The following is a 17,001-nucleotide window of genomic DNA, read 5'->3' on the forward strand; positions in this document are numbered from 1 at the left end:
AAAAGACGAAACAGAACGCACAACGGGCTGGTGGTTATCGTCGGAACAGGCTTGGCGACACGCGCGCTCTCCTCATGTGATGAATACGGGCCCGCAAGGGGGCAATTTAACCGGCCGTGGCCGGCGTCAGACAGTAATGACCGATCAACTGCCGCAACAGCTGTACGGTAGGTTGCAAACGTGACATTTCAAGGTACTCGCCCGGTTGGTGGGCACAGGCGATATCGCCAGGACCGAGTACCAGGGTTTCGCAGCCAAGGCGCTGAAGATAAGGCGCTTCGGTGCCGAACGCCACTGCTTCGGCTCGATGGCCGGTGAGTCGCTCGGCCACCCGTACCAGTTCGCAGTCCTCGACCTGCTCGAACGGCGGCACTTCGGGGAACAGCGGGGCGTAGTCGATCTTGACCTTATGGCGCTCGGCGATGGGGTCGAGCTTCTGCTGGATCGCCGCACGCAACACTTGCGGGTCCATGCCGGGCAAGGGCCGCAGGTCGAATTCCATGGAGCACTGCCCGCAAATCCGGTTGGGATTGTCGCCGCCGTGGATGCAGCCGAAGTTCAGGGTCGGCTGCGGTACGGTGAACTGCGGGTTACGGAATTCACGCTGCCATTGCAGGCGCAGGCCACGCAGTTCGCCCATGGCATCGTGCATGGCTTCCAGCGCGCTGTGGCCCAGGCTCGGGTCGGAGGAATGACCGCTGCGCCCAAGAATATCGATGCGCTCCATCATCACGCCTTTGTGCAGGCGAATCGGCCGCAGGCCGGTCGGTTCACCAATCACCGCCGCGCGCCCCAGTGGTCGTCCGGCATCGGCCAGGGCCCGGGCGCCGGCCATGGAGCTTTCTTCGTCGCAGGTGGCGAGGATCAGCAGCGGCTGCTTGAACGGTTGGTCCAGCAGCGGCTTGACCGCTTCAATGACCAGGGCGAAAAAACCCTTCATGTCACAACTGCCCAGGCCGACCCAACGGCCATCGACCTCGGTGAGCTTCAACGGGTCGGTCTGCCAAAGCGCGGCGTCGAACGGCACGGTGTCACTGTGACCCGCCAGCACCAGGCCGCCGGGACCGCTGCCGAAACTGGCCAGCAGGTTGAACTTGCCCGGGCTGACCTGCTGGATATCGCAGGAGAACCCAAGCTCCGTGAGCCAGCCTGCCAACAGCTCGATCACGGTGCTGTTGGACTGGTCGAGCCCAGGCTGGGTACAACTGACCGAAGGCGCGGCGATCAGGGCAGCGAATTGATCTTTCATGGACGGCAAAGGCATCGCTGACTCCGGGCTTACAGATTGATGTCCATCATAGAACCATCTGGCGCAAGGAATAAACCGCCGCAGCACCTAGGGTGGACGAGTCCTGTACACTGCACGACCTTGGCAGCCACACCTTCCCCCGGCTGCACACCCGATCCCTGGATTTTCCGGCCATGCAGAAAGAAACCGAAATCAAACTCCGCGTCAGCCGCGAGACCCTGGCAGCCTTGCGCGAGCATCCGCTGCTGAAAAAACGCAACAAGAGTGGCTGGGAACGCCACGAACTGATGAACCAGTATTTCGACACGCCAGAGCGTGACCTGGCCCGGGCCAAGGTCGCCCTGCGCTTGCGTCGCGACGGCGAAGACGTGATCCAGACCCTCAAGACCCGCGGCCAGAGCGTCGCCGGCCTGTCCGAGCGCAATGAGTACGACTGGCACCTGCCCAAGGCCAAGCTCGACCTGAAGAAGCTCGACGGCGAATGCTGGCCCGAGGCCTTGACCGAACTGGACAAGAAAACCCTCAAGGCCATCTTCACCACCGATTTCGTTCGCGAACGCGCTGAAATCGCCTGGGGCCGTGGCAAAAGCAAGGTGGTCATCGAAGCCGCCCTGGACCTGGGCCATGTCGTGGTCGGCAAGCAGAAGGAAGAGATCTGCGAGCTGGAGCTGGAGCTGCGCGAAGGCGAACCCGCCGCCCTGCTGGAACTGGCAGCCGAACTGGCCGCGACCCTGCCGTTGATGCCTTGCGACATCAGCAAGGCCGAGCGTGGCTATCGCCTGTATGACGCAGGCAGCTATGCCCTGAGCCTGCCGGCCCCGCAACTGACCGCCGAAACGCCGCTGGACGACGCCTTCGCCGCGCTGAGCTGGCATTTGCTCGGCAGCAGCCAGCGCCTGGCCGAGCAATACCGCTTCAACGGCCACTGGCGCCTGTTGCAGGACTGGGTGGAAAACCTCGCCGAACTGCGCGCCCTGCTCAGCAGCCTCGGCCAGGCCGCGCCGCGCCAATCGACCCACGACTTGCGCCTGGCCCTGGACGCGTTGCTGGAAGACTGGCGCCCGCTGGTCCAGGCCGGCCTGGATGATGAAGACGTGCGCAAGGCCGCGCCGGAACAGTTCCTCGAAGAGCTGCAAGACCCGCGCTGGGGCCTGTTTTCCCTCAACACCTCACGCTGGCTGCTGGCTCGCAGTTGGGCCGCCGAGCGCAACACCCGTGGCAATCGCCAGGGCGCGGCGCAACTGGGCAGTTGGCTGTCGCGCCTGCTGGGCGAAGAGTCCTCGTCCCTGCAATTGCAACGCTATCAGCAGCAGCCGGAAGACCTCGCCGAGCAACTGCCGCGCATCGAACGCATCCAGGCCTGGCTCCACCACGCCCGTCATGTGCTGGAAATCCCGGAAATGGACCGCCTCTACGGCGAGTTGAACAAACTGGCGCAACTGGCCAACCAGCCGATCACCGACGAAACGCTGGATGCACGCAAGCAACAGGCGATTGCGGTTTACCAGAATCGGGCTTGGAAGACTTTGCTGCGTCTGTAACATCGCCATCGCGAGCAGGCTCGCTCCCACATGGGATCTCTATTTGCCGAAGATCCATTGTGGGAGCGAGCCTGCTCGCGATGTGGCCAGCACAGACACCGCAGGACAGCTCAGCGCACCACCGGCAAACTCGTCGTCGACTTGATCTCCGACAGCGCCACGATCGAGTTCACTTCCTGAATCCCCGGCACCATCGACAACTTCTCGAAAAAAAATCGCTCGTAGGCCTCGATGTCCGCCGTGACGATGCGCAGCAGGAAATCCACCGAGCCCATCAGCACGTAACACTCCAGCACCTCGGGAAAGCCGCGAATCGCCTCGGTGAACTCGGTGAAATTCGAACGTCCATGGGCGTTGAGTTTGATTTCGGCGAAGATCTGCGTATTGAGGCCGATTTTCTTGCGATCCAGCAGCGTCACCTGACCACGAATGATGCCCTCCTCCTTCATCCGCTGGATCCGCCGCCAGCACGGCGATTGCGACAAACCCACCTGCTCGGCGATCTGCGCACTGGACAGCGAGGCATCTTCTTGCAGCAGTGCCAGTATCCTGCGGTCGTAGGCGTCCAACTCACTATGCATAATCAAACCCACAATGATTGATTTAGAGAATCAGGCAATTCGAAACACCGCCAATTTCACGCATCTTAGATAAGAAATACCCCACGGCGCATGTAAATATTTCTCCCGCCCCCAAGGAGACCGAACATGCCCCCACTCGAAGCCGTTGCCCTTGCCCCGACCCGCGCCGATGCCTGGCACGCCGCCAATACCCATTGCCGGGCGCGGTACCAACTGCTGGCCGAAGCCGAGCCGGATTTACTGTGCCGGGCGTTGAACCTGTTTGCCTTGCAGGGCCTGACGCCGCAGCAGGTTCATGTCGAGCGCCTCGACGATCTGCTGTCGCTGGACATCGTCATGGACGGGCTGAGCTGGCACCGTGCCCAAGTCATCGCGGAGAAATTACGTAACTTGATCAGCGTCTGCTCGGTGGACCTGCAAGATGCTGATATTGCACGGGTTGGGCCGGCCCAAGCAGCGGGATGAACCTCCACGGGCAAGATTTCGCAATGCATTGGTCGGGTAGTGGCCCAACGGTCCATAGGGTCGGGACTATTCTTTTGCACACCGAGCGAGGACGCCGAAGCGTCTGTATCGCGGCTTTGCTGCAATTGTCCAATAGGAACCCGCATGTCCACCAAACACGCCACTCAGGACCGCTGGCTGGACCTCAACGATCTGCTGCGCCAACTGGTCGCCCAGGGCTTCATCAGCCAGGATTCAGCCGAAACCGCGCTTAACGCCCGCCGACGCCACAGCGCCAATGCCCAGTTGCATCCCCTGGAGTTCATCGCCAACCAGCACCTGGACGACCTCAGCCGCCCCGGCAAGCGCCTGGACCTGGAGAGCCTGACCCTATGGTTGTCCCAGCAGGCCGGCCAGCCCTACATGCGCATCGACCCGTTGAAAATCAACGTCGCGGCCGTGACGCCCTTGATGTCCTATGCCTTTGCCCAGCGTCACAAGATCCTCGCGGTGGCGGTCGATCGTGACGCCGTCACCGTCGCCAGCGCACAACCTTACGTCAGCAGTTGGGAAGCCGACCTGACCCACGTGCTCAAGCTGCCGATCAAGCGGGTGGTCGCCAACCCGGTGGACATCCAGCGCTTGAGCGTGGAGTTCTATCGCCTGGCCAAATCGGTCAGCGGCGCCACCACGGTCGACCAGCAGCCGAGCAACCTGAGCAATTTCGAACAGTTGCTCAACCTGGGTGCCAGCGACCAGGAGCCGGACGCCAATGACGCCCACATCGTCAATATCGTCGACTGGCTGTTCCAGTACGCCTTCCAGCAGCGCGCCAGTGATATCCACATCGAACCGCGCCGCGAGCAGGGCACCGTACGGTTTCGCATCGACGGGGTGCTGCACACCGTCTATCAGTTCCCGCCGCAGGTCACGATGGCGATCGTCAGCCGCCTCAAGAGCCTGGGGCGGATGAACGTCGCGGAAAAACGCAAACCCCAGGACGGCCGGGTCAAGACCAAGACCCCGGACGGCGGCGAAGTGGAATTGCGCCTGTCGACCTTGCCCACGGCGTTCGGCGAAAAAATGGTCATGCGGATCTTCGATCCGGAAGTGTTGCTCAAGGACTTCGACCAGCTCGGTTTCTCCGCCGACGACCTGCGCCGCTGGCAGGACATGACCCGCCAGCCCAACGGCATCATCCTGGTAACCGGGCCTACCGGTTCCGGCAAGACCACCACCCTCTACACCACCCTCAAGAAACTGGCGACGCCGGAAGTGAACCTCTGCACCATCGAAGACCCGATTGAAATGGTCGAGGCATCCTTCAACCAGATGCAGGTCCAGCACAACATCGACCTGAGCTTCGCTGCCGGGGTGCGGGCACTGATGCGACAAGACCCGGACATCATCATGATCGGCGAGATCCGCGACCTGGAGACCGCTGAAATGGCGATCCAGGCGGCGCTCACCGGGCACCTTGTGCTGTCGACGCTGCACACCAATGACGCGCCGAGCGCCATCAGTCGCCTGCTGGAGCTGGGTGTGCCCCATTACCTGATCAAGGCCACCGTGCTCGGGGTCATGGCCCAGCGGCTGGTGCGCACCCTATGCCCGCAGTGCAAGGCCCCCCTGACCCTGGATGAAGATGACTGGCAGACCCTGACCCGGCCCTGGCAGGCACCGCTGCCGAGCAATGCCCAACAAGCCGTCGGTTGCCTGGAATGCCGCGACACCGGTTACCGCGGCCGCGCCGGCGTCTACGAAATCATGCAACTGACCGACAGCGTCAAGGCCTTGATCCACCCCGACACCGACCTGTTGGCGGTGCGCCGCCAGGCCTTCAAGGAAGGCATGCGCAGCCTGCGCTTGTCGGGGGCACAAAAGGTGGCGGCTGGCTTGACCACAGTCGAGGAAGTGCTGCGGGTTACGCCACAGAGCGAGCAGAAATAGTTGTGGCAGCACCTGTGGCGAGGGGATTTATCCCCGCTGTGGGAGCAAGGCTTGCCCGCGATGAAGATAACGCGGTCTCCCTGGGAAGCAAGGCGCCTGCATCGCGAGCAAGCTTTGCTCCCACATAGGGAAGATAGTGGCCGCTTGCCCTACACTCAGGGCTCGCAGGTCCATCTCAATTCGCACAGGGAACCGTCATGCAGATCGGTAGCGTACTTCTACTTTTCATCGGCCTCGTGGTCGCCATCCTGTTCATGGGTTTCAAGGTCGTGCCCCAGGGCTACCAATGGACTGTCGAGCGGTTCGGGCGCTACACCAACACGCTCAAGCCCGGCCTGAACATCATCATCCCGGTGATGGATCGCATCGGGCGCAAGATCAATGTCATGGAAAGCGTACTGGACATCCCGCCCCAGGAAGTCATTACCGCCGACAACGCCACAGTGCAGATCGACGCCGTGTGCTTCTTCCAGGTGGTCAATACGGCCCAGGCGGCCTACGAGGTCAACAACCTCGAACACGCCATCCGCAACCTGTTGCAAACCAACATCCGTACCGTGCTGGGGTCCATGGAGCTGGACGCGATGCTGAGCCAGCGTGACGGTATCAACGAAAAACTGCTGCGCACCGTCGATGAAGCCACGGCGCCATGGGGCATCAAGATCACCCGGATCGAGATCAAGGACATCAGCCCACCGGCCGACCTGATGGCCGCCATGTCGGGACAAATGAAAGCCGAACGTATCAAGCGTGCCCAGATCCTCGAAGCCGAGGGCCTGCGAGCGTCGGCGATTCTTACCGCCGAAGGCAAGAAGCAGGCGCAAATCCTCGAGGCCGAGGGCAGCCGCCAGGCCGCGTTCCTGGAGTCCGAGGCCCGCGAGCGTCAGGCACAGGCCGAAGCACTGGCCACCCAGGTGGTGTCCCAGGCGATTGCCGACGGTAATGTCCAGGCCGTGAACTATTTCGTCGCGCAGAAATACATCGATGCGCTGGGCAAGCTGGCTTCGGCCAACAACAGCAAGGTGATTCTGATGCCGCTGGAAGCCAGCCAGGTCATCGGTGCGGTCGGCGGCATCGGCGAGATCGTCAGGGCCACCTTCGACAGCAAGAAAGCCTGAGGCGCGCCTATGTGGGAGTTCCTGCAACACATGTCGTATTGGGACTGGCTGGCGCTGGGCGTCATCCTGCTGATCCTTGAAGTGTTCGGCGCCGGCGGCTACTTGCTGTGGATCGGCATGGCCGCCGCCGCGGTCGGCGTGCTCACGTTCATCCTGCCGCAGATGTCGTGGGAGATGCAGTTCCTGTTGTTCGGCCTGTTCGCCATCGCAACGGCACTGTACTGGTGGCAGCGCCAGCGCAGCGCTGTGCGCCAAAGCGACCAGCCGCACCTGAACCTGCGCGGCCAGGAGCTGATCGGCAAGGTTTTCCCGGTTCATGAAGCGATTGTCGATGGCCGTGGCAAGATCAAGGTGGCCGACAGTGTCTGGCTGGCCAAGGGGCCCGAGTCGGCCGTTGGCACGCGGGTCAGGGTAGTGGCACAGGAAGGCGCGGTGCTGCAGGTGGAACGGGCTGACTGACAAGTCATGGAACTGAATAGAGGCGCAGGTAATCCAAAGTCATAGTTAACCCAGTGGAGTCACCTATCATGCGTCTCAAACTTGCTGTCGCTACCCTAGCCTTGCTGTCTCTTCCTGTTGGCTCGGCAATGGCCGACACGTTTTGGCGTAACGTCATCTCATCCGGCGCGACCACCGGATCCACCTACCTGACCTTCAAGGATCACAAGCTGATCGTCGCTGCCCAGGACGATGCCGGTAGCTTCGTTGCCAGTGATGGCGGTATTCGTGGCCCCTACCTGGAAGCGGCGATGCAAAAAGTTCGTGCCGACAATCCAGGCCTGCAAGCCACCGACATGGAGCTGGCCAACGCGATCCTGGCGAAAAACGCCGTCGCCCAGGACTGATTCCCAGCCCATAAAAAATGCCGCTCGATGAGCGGCATTTTTTTGCCCGGTGAACATCCCAAGGCTGCCCCCAATATCCTGTGGGAGCGGGCTTGCTCGCGAAAGCGGCGTATCAGTCAACAATACTGAACCTGACACACCGCTTTCGCGAGTAAGCCCGCTCCCACATTAGATCCGGGTTATTCGCCGATAGCGGACTTATAGCCGGCCGCGTCGAGCAACTTGTCCAGGTCGGCCTTGTTCTCTGGCTTGAGCTTGAAGATCCAGGCGCTGTACGGCTCGGAGTTCAGCAGTTCCGGCGAACCGCCCAACTCCTCGTTGACCGCGATCACTTCACCTGCAATCGGGGAATAGATATCGGAAGCGGCCTTGACCGACTCAACCACACCGGCCTGGTCATTTGCGGAAAACACCTTACCAACCTCGGGCAACTCGACAAATACCACATCGCCCAAGGCTTCCTGCGCATGATCGCTGATGCCCACGGTGACGCTACCGTCAGCTTCCAGGCGTGCCCACTCATGGCTTTCGGCAAAATGCAAATCGGTAGGGATAAAACTCATACTCTGTGTCCTCAAGAGAAGTGTCAGCGGCCAGCGGCCCGCCGCAAAAGGTTAGATCAGGGTTTTGCCATGGCGGACGAAGGTCGGCTTGACCACCCGTACCGGATACCACTTGCCGCGAATTTCTACCTCGGCACGGTCGGCGGTAGCCATCGGAACACGTGCCAGGGCGATCGACTTGCTAAGCGTAGGAGAAAAACTACCACTGGTGATCTCCCCTTCGCCAACATTGGCGATGCGAACCACCTGATGGGCGCGTAAAACGCCGCGTTCTTCCAGCACCAGCCCGACCAGTTTGTGCTGCACGCCGCTGGCAAGCTCGGTTTCCAGCGCACTGCGCCCGATGAACTGACGGTTCGCCGGTTCCCAGGCGATACTCCAGGCCATGTTCGAGGCCAACGGTGAAACATCCTGGTGGATGTCCTGGCCGTAGAGGTTCATGCCGGCCTCCAGGCGCAAGGTATCGCGGGCGCCGAGGCCGATGGGCGAAATGCCGGCACCTACCAGGTCGTTGAAGAAACTCGGCGCCTCCTGGGCAGGCAGGACGATTTCCAGGCCATCCTCGCCGGTGTAGCCGGTCCGGGCAATGAACCATTCGCCGTCGGCGCGACCTTCGAAAGGCTTGAGTTGCTGGATGATTTGCCCACGCTGTTGCGTCACCAGTTCAGCGATCTTCTGCCGGGCCTGGGGGCCCTGGATCGCCAGCATCGCCAGTTCGGGTCGCTCATGCAGCTGCACATCGTAGTCACCGAGCTGTGCCTGCATCCAGGCCAGGTCCTGATCGCGGGTCGAGGCGTTGAAGACCAGCCGATAACCGTCTTCGACACGGTAGACGATCATGTCGTCGACGATGCCGCCGCGCTCGTTGAGCATCGCGCTGTACAGGGCACTTCCTGCGTCCTGCAAACGATCGACGTCATTGGCCAGCAAACGCTGGAGCCAGGCCTTGGCCTGGACGCCTGCGACATCGATCACGGTCATGTGGGAGACATCGAACACACCGCAGTCGCGACGCACCTGATGGTGTTCTTCGACTTGCGAGCCGTAGTGCAAAGGCATATCCCAACCGCCAAAATCGACCATCTTCGCGCCGAGGGCGAGATGAAGGTCATACAGAGGCGTACGCTGTCCCATGGGTTTCTCCTTCCGGGCTTGGCGAAGGTGCGGACGGGCACTGCGTAGCGCGAACGCCTGAAAAAAGGAGTTTTCTGACGCTCTCAGTTGCCCGGTCCGACAGACGGACCGCACCGAATGCCGCGCATTGTAGCCGCATGAGGTAGGACTGGCACCTAGCTGTTTCGATGGGCCGAACGTCGTATCAATCCGATGACCGGCAATAACCCAACCAACACCAGGGTCAGCGCCGGCAGCGCGGCCCGGGCCCACTCCCCTTCGCTGGTCATTTCGAAGATCCGCACCGCCAGCGTGTCCCAGCCGAACGGGCGCATCAGCAGGGTCGCGGGCATTTCCTTGAGCACGTCGACGAACACCAGCAACGCCGCGCTCAAGGTGCCGGGCAACAGCAACGGCAGATACACTTTGAAAAACAGTCGTGGCCCACTGACCCCAAGGCTGCGTGCCGCTTCGGGCAAGGACGGGCGAATTCGCGCCAGGCTGCTCTCCAACGGTCCGTAGGCCACGGCCAGGAAGCGCACCAGATACGCCAGCAACAGTGCCGACAGGCTGCCCAGCAACAACGGCTTGCCTGCACCGCCGAACCAGGTCGACAGCGGGATGACCAGCTCACGGTCCAGAAAGCTGAATGCAAGCATGATCGACACCGCCAGCACCGAACCGGGCAAGGCATAGCCCAGGTTCGCCAGGCCGACGCCAGCACGAATGGGGCGGGTCGGCGCGAGCCGCCGGGCGAACGCCAGCAACAAGGCGACGCAAACGGTGATCAGGGCGGCCAGGCCTCCCAGGTAGAGGGTGTGAAGGATCAGCCCGGCATAACGCTCGTCCAGGTCAAAGCGACCGCGCTGCCAGAACCACACCACCAACTGCACCACCGGAATGACAAATGCACAGGCAAAGACCAGGAAGCACCAACTGCTGGCTGCCACGGCCTTGAGGCCGCGCAACGTGTACAGAGCCTTAACCCGGGGCCGCTCGTTACTGGCTCGGTGGGCACCGCGGGCCCGGCGTTCACCGTAGAGCACCAGCATCACTGCCAGCAACAACAGGCTGGCCAGTTGGGCGGCGCTGGAGAGGCTGAAGAAGCCGTACCAGGTCTTGTAGATGGCGGTGGTAAAGGTGTCGAAGTTGAAGACCGATACCGCGCCGAAATCCGCCAGAGTTTCCATCAGCGCCAGCGCCACGCCCGCACCGATAGCCGGCCGGGCCATCGGCAACGCCACGCGCCAGAACGCCTGCCACGGCGACTGCCCCAGCACCCGGGCGGCTTCCATCAAGCCCTTGCCCTGGGCCAGGAAGGCACTGCGCGCCAGCAGATAGACGTAAGGGTAAAACACCAGCACCAGCACCAGGATCACCCCGCCGGTGGAGCGCACCCGGGGCAGGCGCAGGCCGCTGCCGAACCATTCACGCATCAGCGTCTGCACGGGGCCGGCAAAATCCAGCAGGCCAACGAAGACAAACGCCAACACGTAGGCCGGAATCGCGAACGGCAGCATCAACGCCCAGTCGAGCCAACGTCGCCCCGGGAACTCACACAGGCTGGTGAGCCAGGCGAGACTGACACCCAGTAACGTCACCCCGAAACCCACCCCGAGGATCAATGTGAGGGTATTGCCCAACAGACGTGGCATCTGGGTGTCCCACAGGTGGGACCAGATCTGTTGGTCGATGCTCTGCCAGGACAGCAGCAGGACGCTCAGGGGCAACAGGACCAGCGCGGCGATGGCGAAGACCAGGGGGTACCAGCGGCGTTGGGCGGGGTGGGCCAAGGAAAACTCTCATTAAACAAATAGTCACGTGGCGAGGGAGCTTGCTCCCGCTGGGCTACGAAGTAGCCCCCAAAGTTCCGGACCATGGCCCGCAGATACTCTGGGAGGGCTTCGCCCTCCAGCGGGAGCAAGCTCCCTCGCCACATGTTATCAATGAACTGAACAGGACTGGTCTCAGTTCCAGCCAGCGCGATCCATCATGCGAATGGCTTCAGCCTGGCGTTTACCCGCGACTTCCACCGGCAGGGTATCGGCCTTGAACTTGCCCCAGGCTGCCACCTCCCTGGAAGGCTCCACCTTCGGATTGGCCGGGAACTCCTGGTTCACGTCGGCGAAGATGCTCTGCGCCTCTGGCGTGGTCATCCATTCCACCAGCTTCTTCGCGGCCTCCGGATGCGGTGCATGCTTGGTCAAGCCTATACCCGAAAGGTTGATGTGCACGCCACGGTCGGCCTGGTTCGGCCAGAACAGCTTCACCTTCAGGTCCGGCTTCTGCTGGTGCAAGCGGCCGTAGTAGTAGGTGTTGACGATGCCGACATCGCACTGGCCAGCATTGATCGCTTCAAGCAGTGCAGTGTCGTCGGAGAACACGTCGGTGGACAGGTTCCTGACCCAGCCCTTGAGGATTTCCTCGGTTTTTTCCGCGCCGTGGGTTTCGATCAGCGTGGCGGTCAGGGACTGGTTGTAGACCTTTTTCGAGGTCCTCAGGCACAAGCGGCCTTCCCACTCTTTGCCAGCCAACGCTTCATAGGTGGTCAATTCATTCGGTTTAACCCGGTCGGTGGAGTAGACAATGGTCCGGGCCCGCAGGCTCAAACCGGTCCAGGCGTGGGAAGAAGCACGGTATTGAGAGGGGATGTTGGCGTCGATCACCGGGGAGGTGAACGGCTGGAGAATGCCCATCTGCTCGGCCTGCCAGAGGTTGCCGGCGTCGACGGTGAGCAGCAGGTCGGCGGTGGCGCTCTCGCCTTCGGCCTTGATCCGCTGCATCAGCGGCGCTTCCTTGTCGGTGATGAACTTCACCGACACGCCGGTCTTCTTGGTATAGGCATCGAAGACTGGCTTGATCAGCTCGTCGATACGCGAGGAGTAGACCACCACCTCATCGGCGGCCTGGGCAGCAGTCGTACCGATCAGGGTCAAGGCGAGGGCGGACAGCAGGCGCTTGGGTGCCGACATGGGGGCGGTCTCTCGAGGATGAAGTGCGCAAATGATAAGGACTCACATTTGGCTTCTCAATCGAACAGTGGGTGGACACATTTCCAAATGTTGCAGCTATGAGATGTACTGTGTTTTTGCATCCGCAATCGCGGGCAAGCCTTGCTCCCACAAAAGCTCGTCCCACAATGCACACCAGTGGGAGCAAGGCTTGCCCGCGATGAGGCCTTTGGCCCCAACAAAAATCTAAGCCTTGGCCAAATCCGGCAAATCCCCAATCAACCCCAGCGCTTCGCGCACGAACAGCGCCTTGGCCTCAGGCATGCGGTCTACCAGCTTCAGCCCGGTATTACGCAACCAGCGCACCGGCAACGGATCGGCCTGGAACAACCGCTCGAACCCCTCCATGGCCGCCATCAGTGCCAGGTTATGGGGCATGCGTCGCCGCTCGTAGCGGCTCAACACCTTCACATCCGCCAGCCGTTCGCCACGTCCAGCCGCTTGCAACAGCACTTCGGCCAGTACGGCGGCGTCGAGGAAACCCAGGTTCACGCCCTGCCCGGCCAAAGGGTGAATGGTATGGGCGGCGTCGCCGATCAGCGCCAGCCCTTCGGCCACGTAACGCTTGGCATGCCGTTGGCGCAGGGGCACGCAAAGTCGCGGGTCGGCACTCACGACCGTACCGAGCTGGCCTTCGAAGGCCCGTTCCAGTTCGTTGCAGAACGCTGTGTCGTCGAGCGCCATCAAGCGTTGCGCTTCACCAGGGGTGGTGGACCAGACGATCGAGCACCAGTCGTGCTGGCCATCACGCTCAAGTGGCAGGAACGCCAGCGGACCGTTGTCGGTGAAGCGCTGCCATGCCGTCATTCGATGGGGCCGGGCGCTACGCACGCTGGTGACGATGGCGTGGTGCAGGTAATCCCATTCCCTCGTCGCCACACCGGTCAGGCGCCGCACAGCTGAATTCGCGCCGTCGGCGGCAATCACCAGCGGTGCTCGCAAGGTACGGCCATCGGCCAGGGTCAGCAGCCAGTCGTCACCGGAACGGCGCATCTGTTCCAGCCGGGCATTGGCCAGCAGGCCCAGGTCGCAGTCATGCAATCGATCCAGCAAGGCGTCCTGCACGACGCGGTTTTCAACGATGTGCCCAAGCGCCTCGGCATGCAGGCTGGCGGCCGAAAAATGGATCTGCCCAGTGCCGCTGCCGTCCCAGACGTGCATATCGGTGTAGGGGCTGGCCCGCCGGGCGGTGATACCGTCCCAGACGCCCAGGCGATCGAGAATCCGCTGGCTGGCCGTCGACAAGGCACTGACCCGGGGCTCGAACGCGGCCTGGGCATCGAAGGGTTTGACGCTCATCGGGCTGCCGTCGAGCAGCAGCACTTGCAGGCCACTGCCCTGCAACGCCAGCGCCAGGGCGCTGCCGACCATACCGGCGCCGACAATCAGCAGATCTGCACGCAATTCCATGCTCTAAGCCTGTTTTGCTGGCGACATCAGCCGCCCATGAAAAGAAATGACAGCCCCGTCCTCAAACATCGGGACGTGTCCCCAGCCCCATGGCCTGGCGGGCGAACCAACGCTTGGCCGGAGGCAGCAGGTCGAGGCCCAGCAGGCCGAGGTTACGCCCCAGGGACACCAATGGCAGGCTGCTGGCGAACAAGCGCGTGACCTGGTCGGAAAACCCGACGGTCAGGGCCTGATCCATTCGCTGGCGCTCGCGGTAGGCTTGCAGCACGGCAAAATCCCCAGGCTCGCTTTCGCTGTCGAGCAAGGCATCGGCCAGGGCCTGGGCGTCGCGCAGGGACAGGTTGAACCCCTGCCCGGCAATCGGGTGCAGGCTGTGAGCGGCGTTGCCGAGGATCGCCAAGTGCGGACGTACCTGCTCTTCGGCCTCCACCAGTGCCAGCGGATACAGATGTCGCACGCCCACCTGCTTCAGCGTACCCAGGCGATAACCGAACACACCCTGCAATTCGCTGAGGAAGCTGCGCTCGTCGAGGGCCGCCAGCCGTTGCGCGTCCATGCCCTGACGGGTCCAGACCAGCGCGCAACGATTCTCCGGCAGCGGCAACAAGGCCATCGGGCCGTCATCGGTGAAGCGTTCGAAGGCCATGCCGTTGTGGGCTTCGCTGGGGGTGATGTTGGCAATCAATGCACTCTGGTCATAAGGCCGATTACGCACGCCGACGCCCAGTTGCTCGCGCAGCCCGGAGCGGCCGCCATCAGCCAGTACGGCAAGGTCGCACTCCAGGGTGGTTTCGTCGTCGAGGGTCAGGCGATAACCGCCGACCAGCGGTTCCATCCGAGTGACCTGCGCCGGGCAGCGCCAACTGACCACTTCGTTGTCCAGAGCTTGCCACAGGCACTGTCCGAGCCAGGCGTTCTCCACCACGTAACCCAGGGCCGGCACGCCTTCTTCCATGGCCGACAGGCGCGCCGTGGAGAATCGCCCGCGATCGGACACGTGGATCTGTTTGATCGGCTCGGCGCGACGGGAAATTTCCTGCCAGACGCCCAAGCGTTGATAGATCTGCCGGGCCCCGTAGGACAACGCCGAAGAACGGGCGTCGTAGCTCGGCTGCCAGGCATGGCCGGGGGCGAAGGGCTCGATCAGCATGATCTTCCAGCCCCGGGCCTTGGCACCGGCCTGCAGCGCCAGGGCCAGGCTCGCACCGACCAGGCCGCCGCCAATGATCGCCAGGTTGACCCGGCTCATGCCGCTTGAGTCCGGGCGGCGGCCATCAGGGCCTCGATGTCGGCGACCGTTTTCGGCACGCCCTGGCTCAGGATTTCACAACCGGTTTTGGTCACTACCACGTCATCCTCGATGCGCACGCCAATGCCGCGCCATTTTTTCGCTACGCTGCGGTTGTTCGGGCTGATGTAGATGCCCGGCTCCACCGTCAGGGTCATGCCGATCTCCAGTACCCGCCACTCGCCGCCGACCCGGTACTCGCCCACGTCATGCACGTCCATGCCCAGCCAGTGGCCGGCGCGGTGCATGTAGAACGCCCGGTAGGCTTCGCTGGCGATCAGCTCGTCCACTTCGCCTTGCAGCAACCCCAGGCGCACCAGGCCTTCGGTAATGACCCGGACTGTCGCTTCATGGGCCTGGTTCCAATGCTTGTCCGGCGCGATCTGGGCAAACGCGGCTTCCTGGGCGGCCAGCACCACTTCGTAGATCGCCTTCTGCTCGGGTGAAAACTTGCCACTGACCGGCCAGGTACGGGTGATATCGCTGGCATAGCAGTCGATTTCACAGCCGGCGTCGATCAGCACCAGATCGCCATCCTTGAGCGGCGCGTCGTTCTGCTGGTAATGCAGGATGCAGCTGTTGCGCCCCGACGCGACGATCGAGCCATAGGCCGGCATCTTCGCCCCGCCCTTGCGGAACTCATAATCGAGCTCGGCTTCGAGGCTGAATTCATGCAGCCCCGGGCGAGCCGCCTGCATCGCCCGGACATGCGCCTGGGCGGAAATCCGCGCCGCTTCGCGCATCACTTTCACTTCTGCCGCCGATTTATACAGGCGCATGTCATGCAGCAGATGATCCAGGGCAACGAATTCGTTCGGCGGCTGGGCACCGAGGTGGGCCTTGGAGCGAATCACGTTGATCCACTCCATCAGGTGTCGGTCGAATTCAGGGTTGCTGCCCATGGCCGAATACACCCGGTCGCGGCCTTCGATCAGGCCCGGCAGGATGTCGTCGATGTCGGTGATGGGAAATGCGTCGTCGGCACCGTAGTCACGGATCGCGCCTTCCTGGCCGGCGCGCAGGCCATCCCACAACTCACGTTCGGCGTTGCGCTCGCGACAAAAGAGGATGTATTCGCCATGGGCCCGACCGGGCATCAGCACCAGCACCGCTTGCGGTTCGGGAAAGCCGCTGAGGTACTGGAAGTCGCTGTCCTGGCGGTAGACGTGCTCGACGTCACGGTTGCGGATCGCAACGGCGGCGGCGGGCAGGATTGCGATGCTGTTGGGTTCCATCTGCGCCATCAGGGCCTTGCGGCGACGGCTGTATTCCGATTTCGGGATATGAATCATGGGCAGACGGTGTTCCCTCTAAAAATTAATGCAAGGATGGCTTGGGGGCCGCTGCATCGGTTTTCTTGGTCTCGGTGAACAGCAGCAATGGCGCGACCCGCAGGTACTCCATTACTTCCATGTAGTCGCTTTCGCCGTCATCGGACTCTTCCAGGGCATCCTGGACCTGGGAGATCGCCGCCAAGTCCTGCAACACTTCCTTGGCCTCTTCGCTCAAGGCGTATTCGCGGCGGGTCAAGCCAAAGCCGGCGAGGAAGCCCTGGCACCACTGGCCCAGCGCAGCGGCGCGTTCGGCCAGGGGGGCGTCGTCAGTGGGCAGCAGCAGGACGACGGTCATGTCGTCGCTGGTCAGTTCGCCCTTGACCATTTCCTGCAGGCCGATGAGCGCGTTACGGACGTTGTCCGCCGGCTCGCCTTCCAGCAGCTCGGCGGCGTCGGCCAACCAGCCGTCGGCATCGAAACCGGCGCCGGCGCAACTGCGACCGAGCAGCAGGCCATGCAGTTCGGCAGGCGAGACAGGATGACCGCTGGTGCTCAGCAGGGTGGCGAATGCTTGATACGGGGAATTCTGAATGGGCATGGGCAGCTAGGCGCCA

General features: G+C 62.5%; 16 protein-coding genes. 6 read left to right on the forward strand and 10 right to left on the reverse strand.

Going from position 1 to position 17,001, the window contains the following annotated elements; all coding sequences use genetic code 11:
* Positions 1 to 106 precede the first annotated feature (106 nt).
* Entirely contained in the window at positions 107 to 1,264 is a 1,158-nt protein-coding gene (gene argE, locus DTP52_RS06625; RefSeq protein WP_109752556.1) for an acetylornithine deacetylase, read from the reverse strand.
* A 158-nt stretch (positions 1,265 to 1,422) separates the two neighbouring features.
* Here argE and DTP52_RS06630 point away from each other — a divergent pair, with 158 nt between their 5' ends.
* A complete protein-coding gene (locus DTP52_RS06630; protein ID WP_109752558.1) occupies positions 1,423 to 2,790 on the forward strand; it encodes an inorganic triphosphatase in 1,368 nt (455 codons plus the stop codon).
* 110 nt (positions 2,791 to 2,900) lie between these two features.
* Here DTP52_RS06630 and DTP52_RS06635 read toward each other — a convergent pair whose 3' ends face one another.
* Positions 2,901 to 3,371, reverse strand: a complete 471-nt coding sequence (locus DTP52_RS06635) for an Lrp/AsnC family transcriptional regulator (protein WP_109752560.1) — start codon at positions 3,369 to 3,371, stop codon at positions 2,901 to 2,903.
* Between the two features lie 126 nt (positions 3,372 to 3,497).
* Here DTP52_RS06635 and DTP52_RS06640 point away from each other — a divergent pair, with 126 nt between their 5' ends.
* From DTP52_RS06640 to DTP52_RS06660, 5 genes are all read left to right on the forward strand, one after another.
* Entirely contained in the window at positions 3,498 to 3,836 is a 339-nt protein-coding gene (locus DTP52_RS06640; protein ID WP_109752561.1) for a hypothetical protein, read from the forward strand.
* A 144-nt stretch (positions 3,837 to 3,980) separates the two neighbouring features.
* Positions 3,981 to 5,765, forward strand: coding sequence for a GspE/PulE family protein (locus tag DTP52_RS06645; protein WP_109752563.1), 1,785 nt, complete (start codon positions 3,981 to 3,983; stop codon positions 5,763 to 5,765).
* Positions 5,766 to 5,962: 197 nt separating this feature from the next.
* Positions 5,963 to 6,883, forward strand: coding sequence for an SPFH domain-containing protein (locus DTP52_RS06650; protein WP_014340768.1), 921 nt, complete (start codon positions 5,963 to 5,965; stop codon positions 6,881 to 6,883).
* A 9-nt stretch (positions 6,884 to 6,892) separates the two neighbouring features.
* A complete protein-coding gene (locus tag DTP52_RS06655; RefSeq protein WP_109752565.1) occupies positions 6,893 to 7,342 on the forward strand; it encodes an NfeD family protein in 450 nt (149 codons plus the stop codon).
* Positions 7,343 to 7,407: 65 nt separating this feature from the next.
* A complete protein-coding gene (locus DTP52_RS06660) occupies positions 7,408 to 7,728 on the forward strand; it encodes a DUF2388 domain-containing protein (protein ID WP_170846005.1) in 321 nt (106 codons plus the stop codon).
* Positions 7,729 to 7,907: 179 nt separating this feature from the next.
* Here the strand turns inward: DTP52_RS06660 and gcvH are convergent, their stop codons facing one another.
* From gcvH to DTP52_RS06700, 8 genes are all read right to left on the reverse strand, one after another.
* The gene (gcvH, locus tag DTP52_RS06665; RefSeq protein ID WP_109752567.1) at positions 7,908 to 8,291 is read right to left on the reverse strand and encodes a glycine cleavage system protein GcvH; all 384 of its coding nucleotides are present in this window, start codon (positions 8,289 to 8,291) and stop codon (positions 7,908 to 7,910) included.
* A gap of 51 nt (positions 8,292 to 8,342) precedes the next feature.
* Entirely contained in the window at positions 8,343 to 9,425 is a 1,083-nt protein-coding gene (gcvT, locus tag DTP52_RS06670) for a glycine cleavage system aminomethyltransferase GcvT (protein WP_109752569.1), read from the reverse strand.
* 155 nt (positions 9,426 to 9,580) lie between these two features.
* Positions 9,581 to 11,197 (reverse strand): iron ABC transporter permease, encoded by a 1,617-nt coding sequence (locus tag DTP52_RS06675; RefSeq protein ID WP_109752571.1) that lies wholly within the window; start codon positions 11,195 to 11,197, stop codon positions 9,581 to 9,583.
* A gap of 174 nt (positions 11,198 to 11,371) precedes the next feature.
* Entirely contained in the window at positions 11,372 to 12,376 is a 1,005-nt protein-coding gene (locus DTP52_RS06680) for an extracellular solute-binding protein (protein ID WP_109752573.1), read from the reverse strand.
* A gap of 225 nt (positions 12,377 to 12,601) precedes the next feature.
* Positions 12,602 to 13,819 carry a 2-octaprenyl-3-methyl-6-methoxy-1,4-benzoquinol hydroxylase gene (locus DTP52_RS06685; RefSeq protein ID WP_178082470.1) on the reverse strand — a complete coding sequence of 406 codons (1,218 nt, stop codon included), beginning with the start codon at positions 13,817 to 13,819 and terminating at the stop codon, positions 12,602 to 12,604.
* A gap of 67 nt (positions 13,820 to 13,886) precedes the next feature.
* Positions 13,887 to 15,074 (reverse strand): 2-octaprenyl-6-methoxyphenyl hydroxylase, encoded by a 1,188-nt coding sequence (gene ubiH, locus DTP52_RS06690; protein WP_109752576.1) that lies wholly within the window; start codon positions 15,072 to 15,074, stop codon positions 13,887 to 13,889.
* The gene (gene pepP / locus DTP52_RS06695) at positions 15,071 to 16,405 is read right to left on the reverse strand and encodes a Xaa-Pro aminopeptidase (protein ID WP_109752578.1); all 1,335 of its coding nucleotides are present in this window, start codon (positions 16,403 to 16,405) and stop codon (positions 15,071 to 15,073) included. The genes ubiH and pepP overlap by 4 nt, the downstream gene beginning before the upstream one ends.
* 25 nt (positions 16,406 to 16,430) lie before the next feature.
* Positions 16,431 to 16,985 carry a YecA family protein gene (locus DTP52_RS06700; RefSeq protein ID WP_060740134.1) on the reverse strand — a complete coding sequence of 185 codons (555 nt, stop codon included), beginning with the start codon at positions 16,983 to 16,985 and terminating at the stop codon, positions 16,431 to 16,433.
* Between the last annotated feature and the right edge of the window lie 16 nt (positions 16,986 to 17,001).

Origin of the sequence: Pseudomonas sp. 43mfcvi1.1, assembly GCF_900115935.1 — a bacterium.
Taxonomy (GTDB): domain Bacteria; phylum Pseudomonadota; class Gammaproteobacteria; order Pseudomonadales; family Pseudomonadaceae; genus Aquipseudomonas; species Aquipseudomonas bijieensis.

Coding starts and splice junctions, on each gene's coding strand:
- pepP (WP_109752578.1), bottom strand. CDS start 16,405: ATGATTCATATCCCGAAATCGGAATACAGCCGTCGCCGCAAGGCCCTG.
- argE (WP_109752556.1), bottom strand. CDS start 1,264: ATGCCTTTGCCGTCCATGAAAGATCAATTCGCTGCCCTGATCGCCGCG.
- DTP52_RS06630 (WP_109752558.1), top strand. CDS start 1,423: ATGCAGAAAGAAACCGAAATCAAACTCCGCGTCAGCCGCGAGACCCTG.
- DTP52_RS06700 (WP_060740134.1), bottom strand. CDS start 16,985: ATGCCCATTCAGAATTCCCCGTATCAAGCATTCGCCACCCTGCTGAGC.
- gcvT (WP_109752569.1), bottom strand. CDS start 9,425: ATGGGACAGCGTACGCCTCTGTATGACCTTCATCTCGCCCTCGGCGCG.
- gcvH (WP_109752567.1), bottom strand. CDS start 8,291: ATGAGTTTTATCCCTACCGATTTGCATTTTGCCGAAAGCCATGAGTGG.
- DTP52_RS06640 (WP_109752561.1), top strand. CDS start 3,498: ATGCCCCCACTCGAAGCCGTTGCCCTTGCCCCGACCCGCGCCGATGCC.
- ubiH (WP_109752576.1), bottom strand. CDS start 15,074: ATGAGCCGGGTCAACCTGGCGATCATTGGCGGCGGCCTGGTCGGTGCG.
- DTP52_RS06650 (WP_014340768.1), top strand. CDS start 5,963: ATGCAGATCGGTAGCGTACTTCTACTTTTCATCGGCCTCGTGGTCGCC.
- DTP52_RS06635 (WP_109752560.1), bottom strand. CDS start 3,371: ATGCATAGTGAGTTGGACGCCTACGACCGCAGGATACTGGCACTGCTG.
- DTP52_RS06655 (WP_109752565.1), top strand. CDS start 6,893: ATGTGGGAGTTCCTGCAACACATGTCGTATTGGGACTGGCTGGCGCTG.
- DTP52_RS06680 (WP_109752573.1), bottom strand. CDS start 12,376: ATGTCGGCACCCAAGCGCCTGCTGTCCGCCCTCGCCTTGACCCTGATC.
- DTP52_RS06645 (WP_109752563.1), top strand. CDS start 3,981: ATGTCCACCAAACACGCCACTCAGGACCGCTGGCTGGACCTCAACGAT.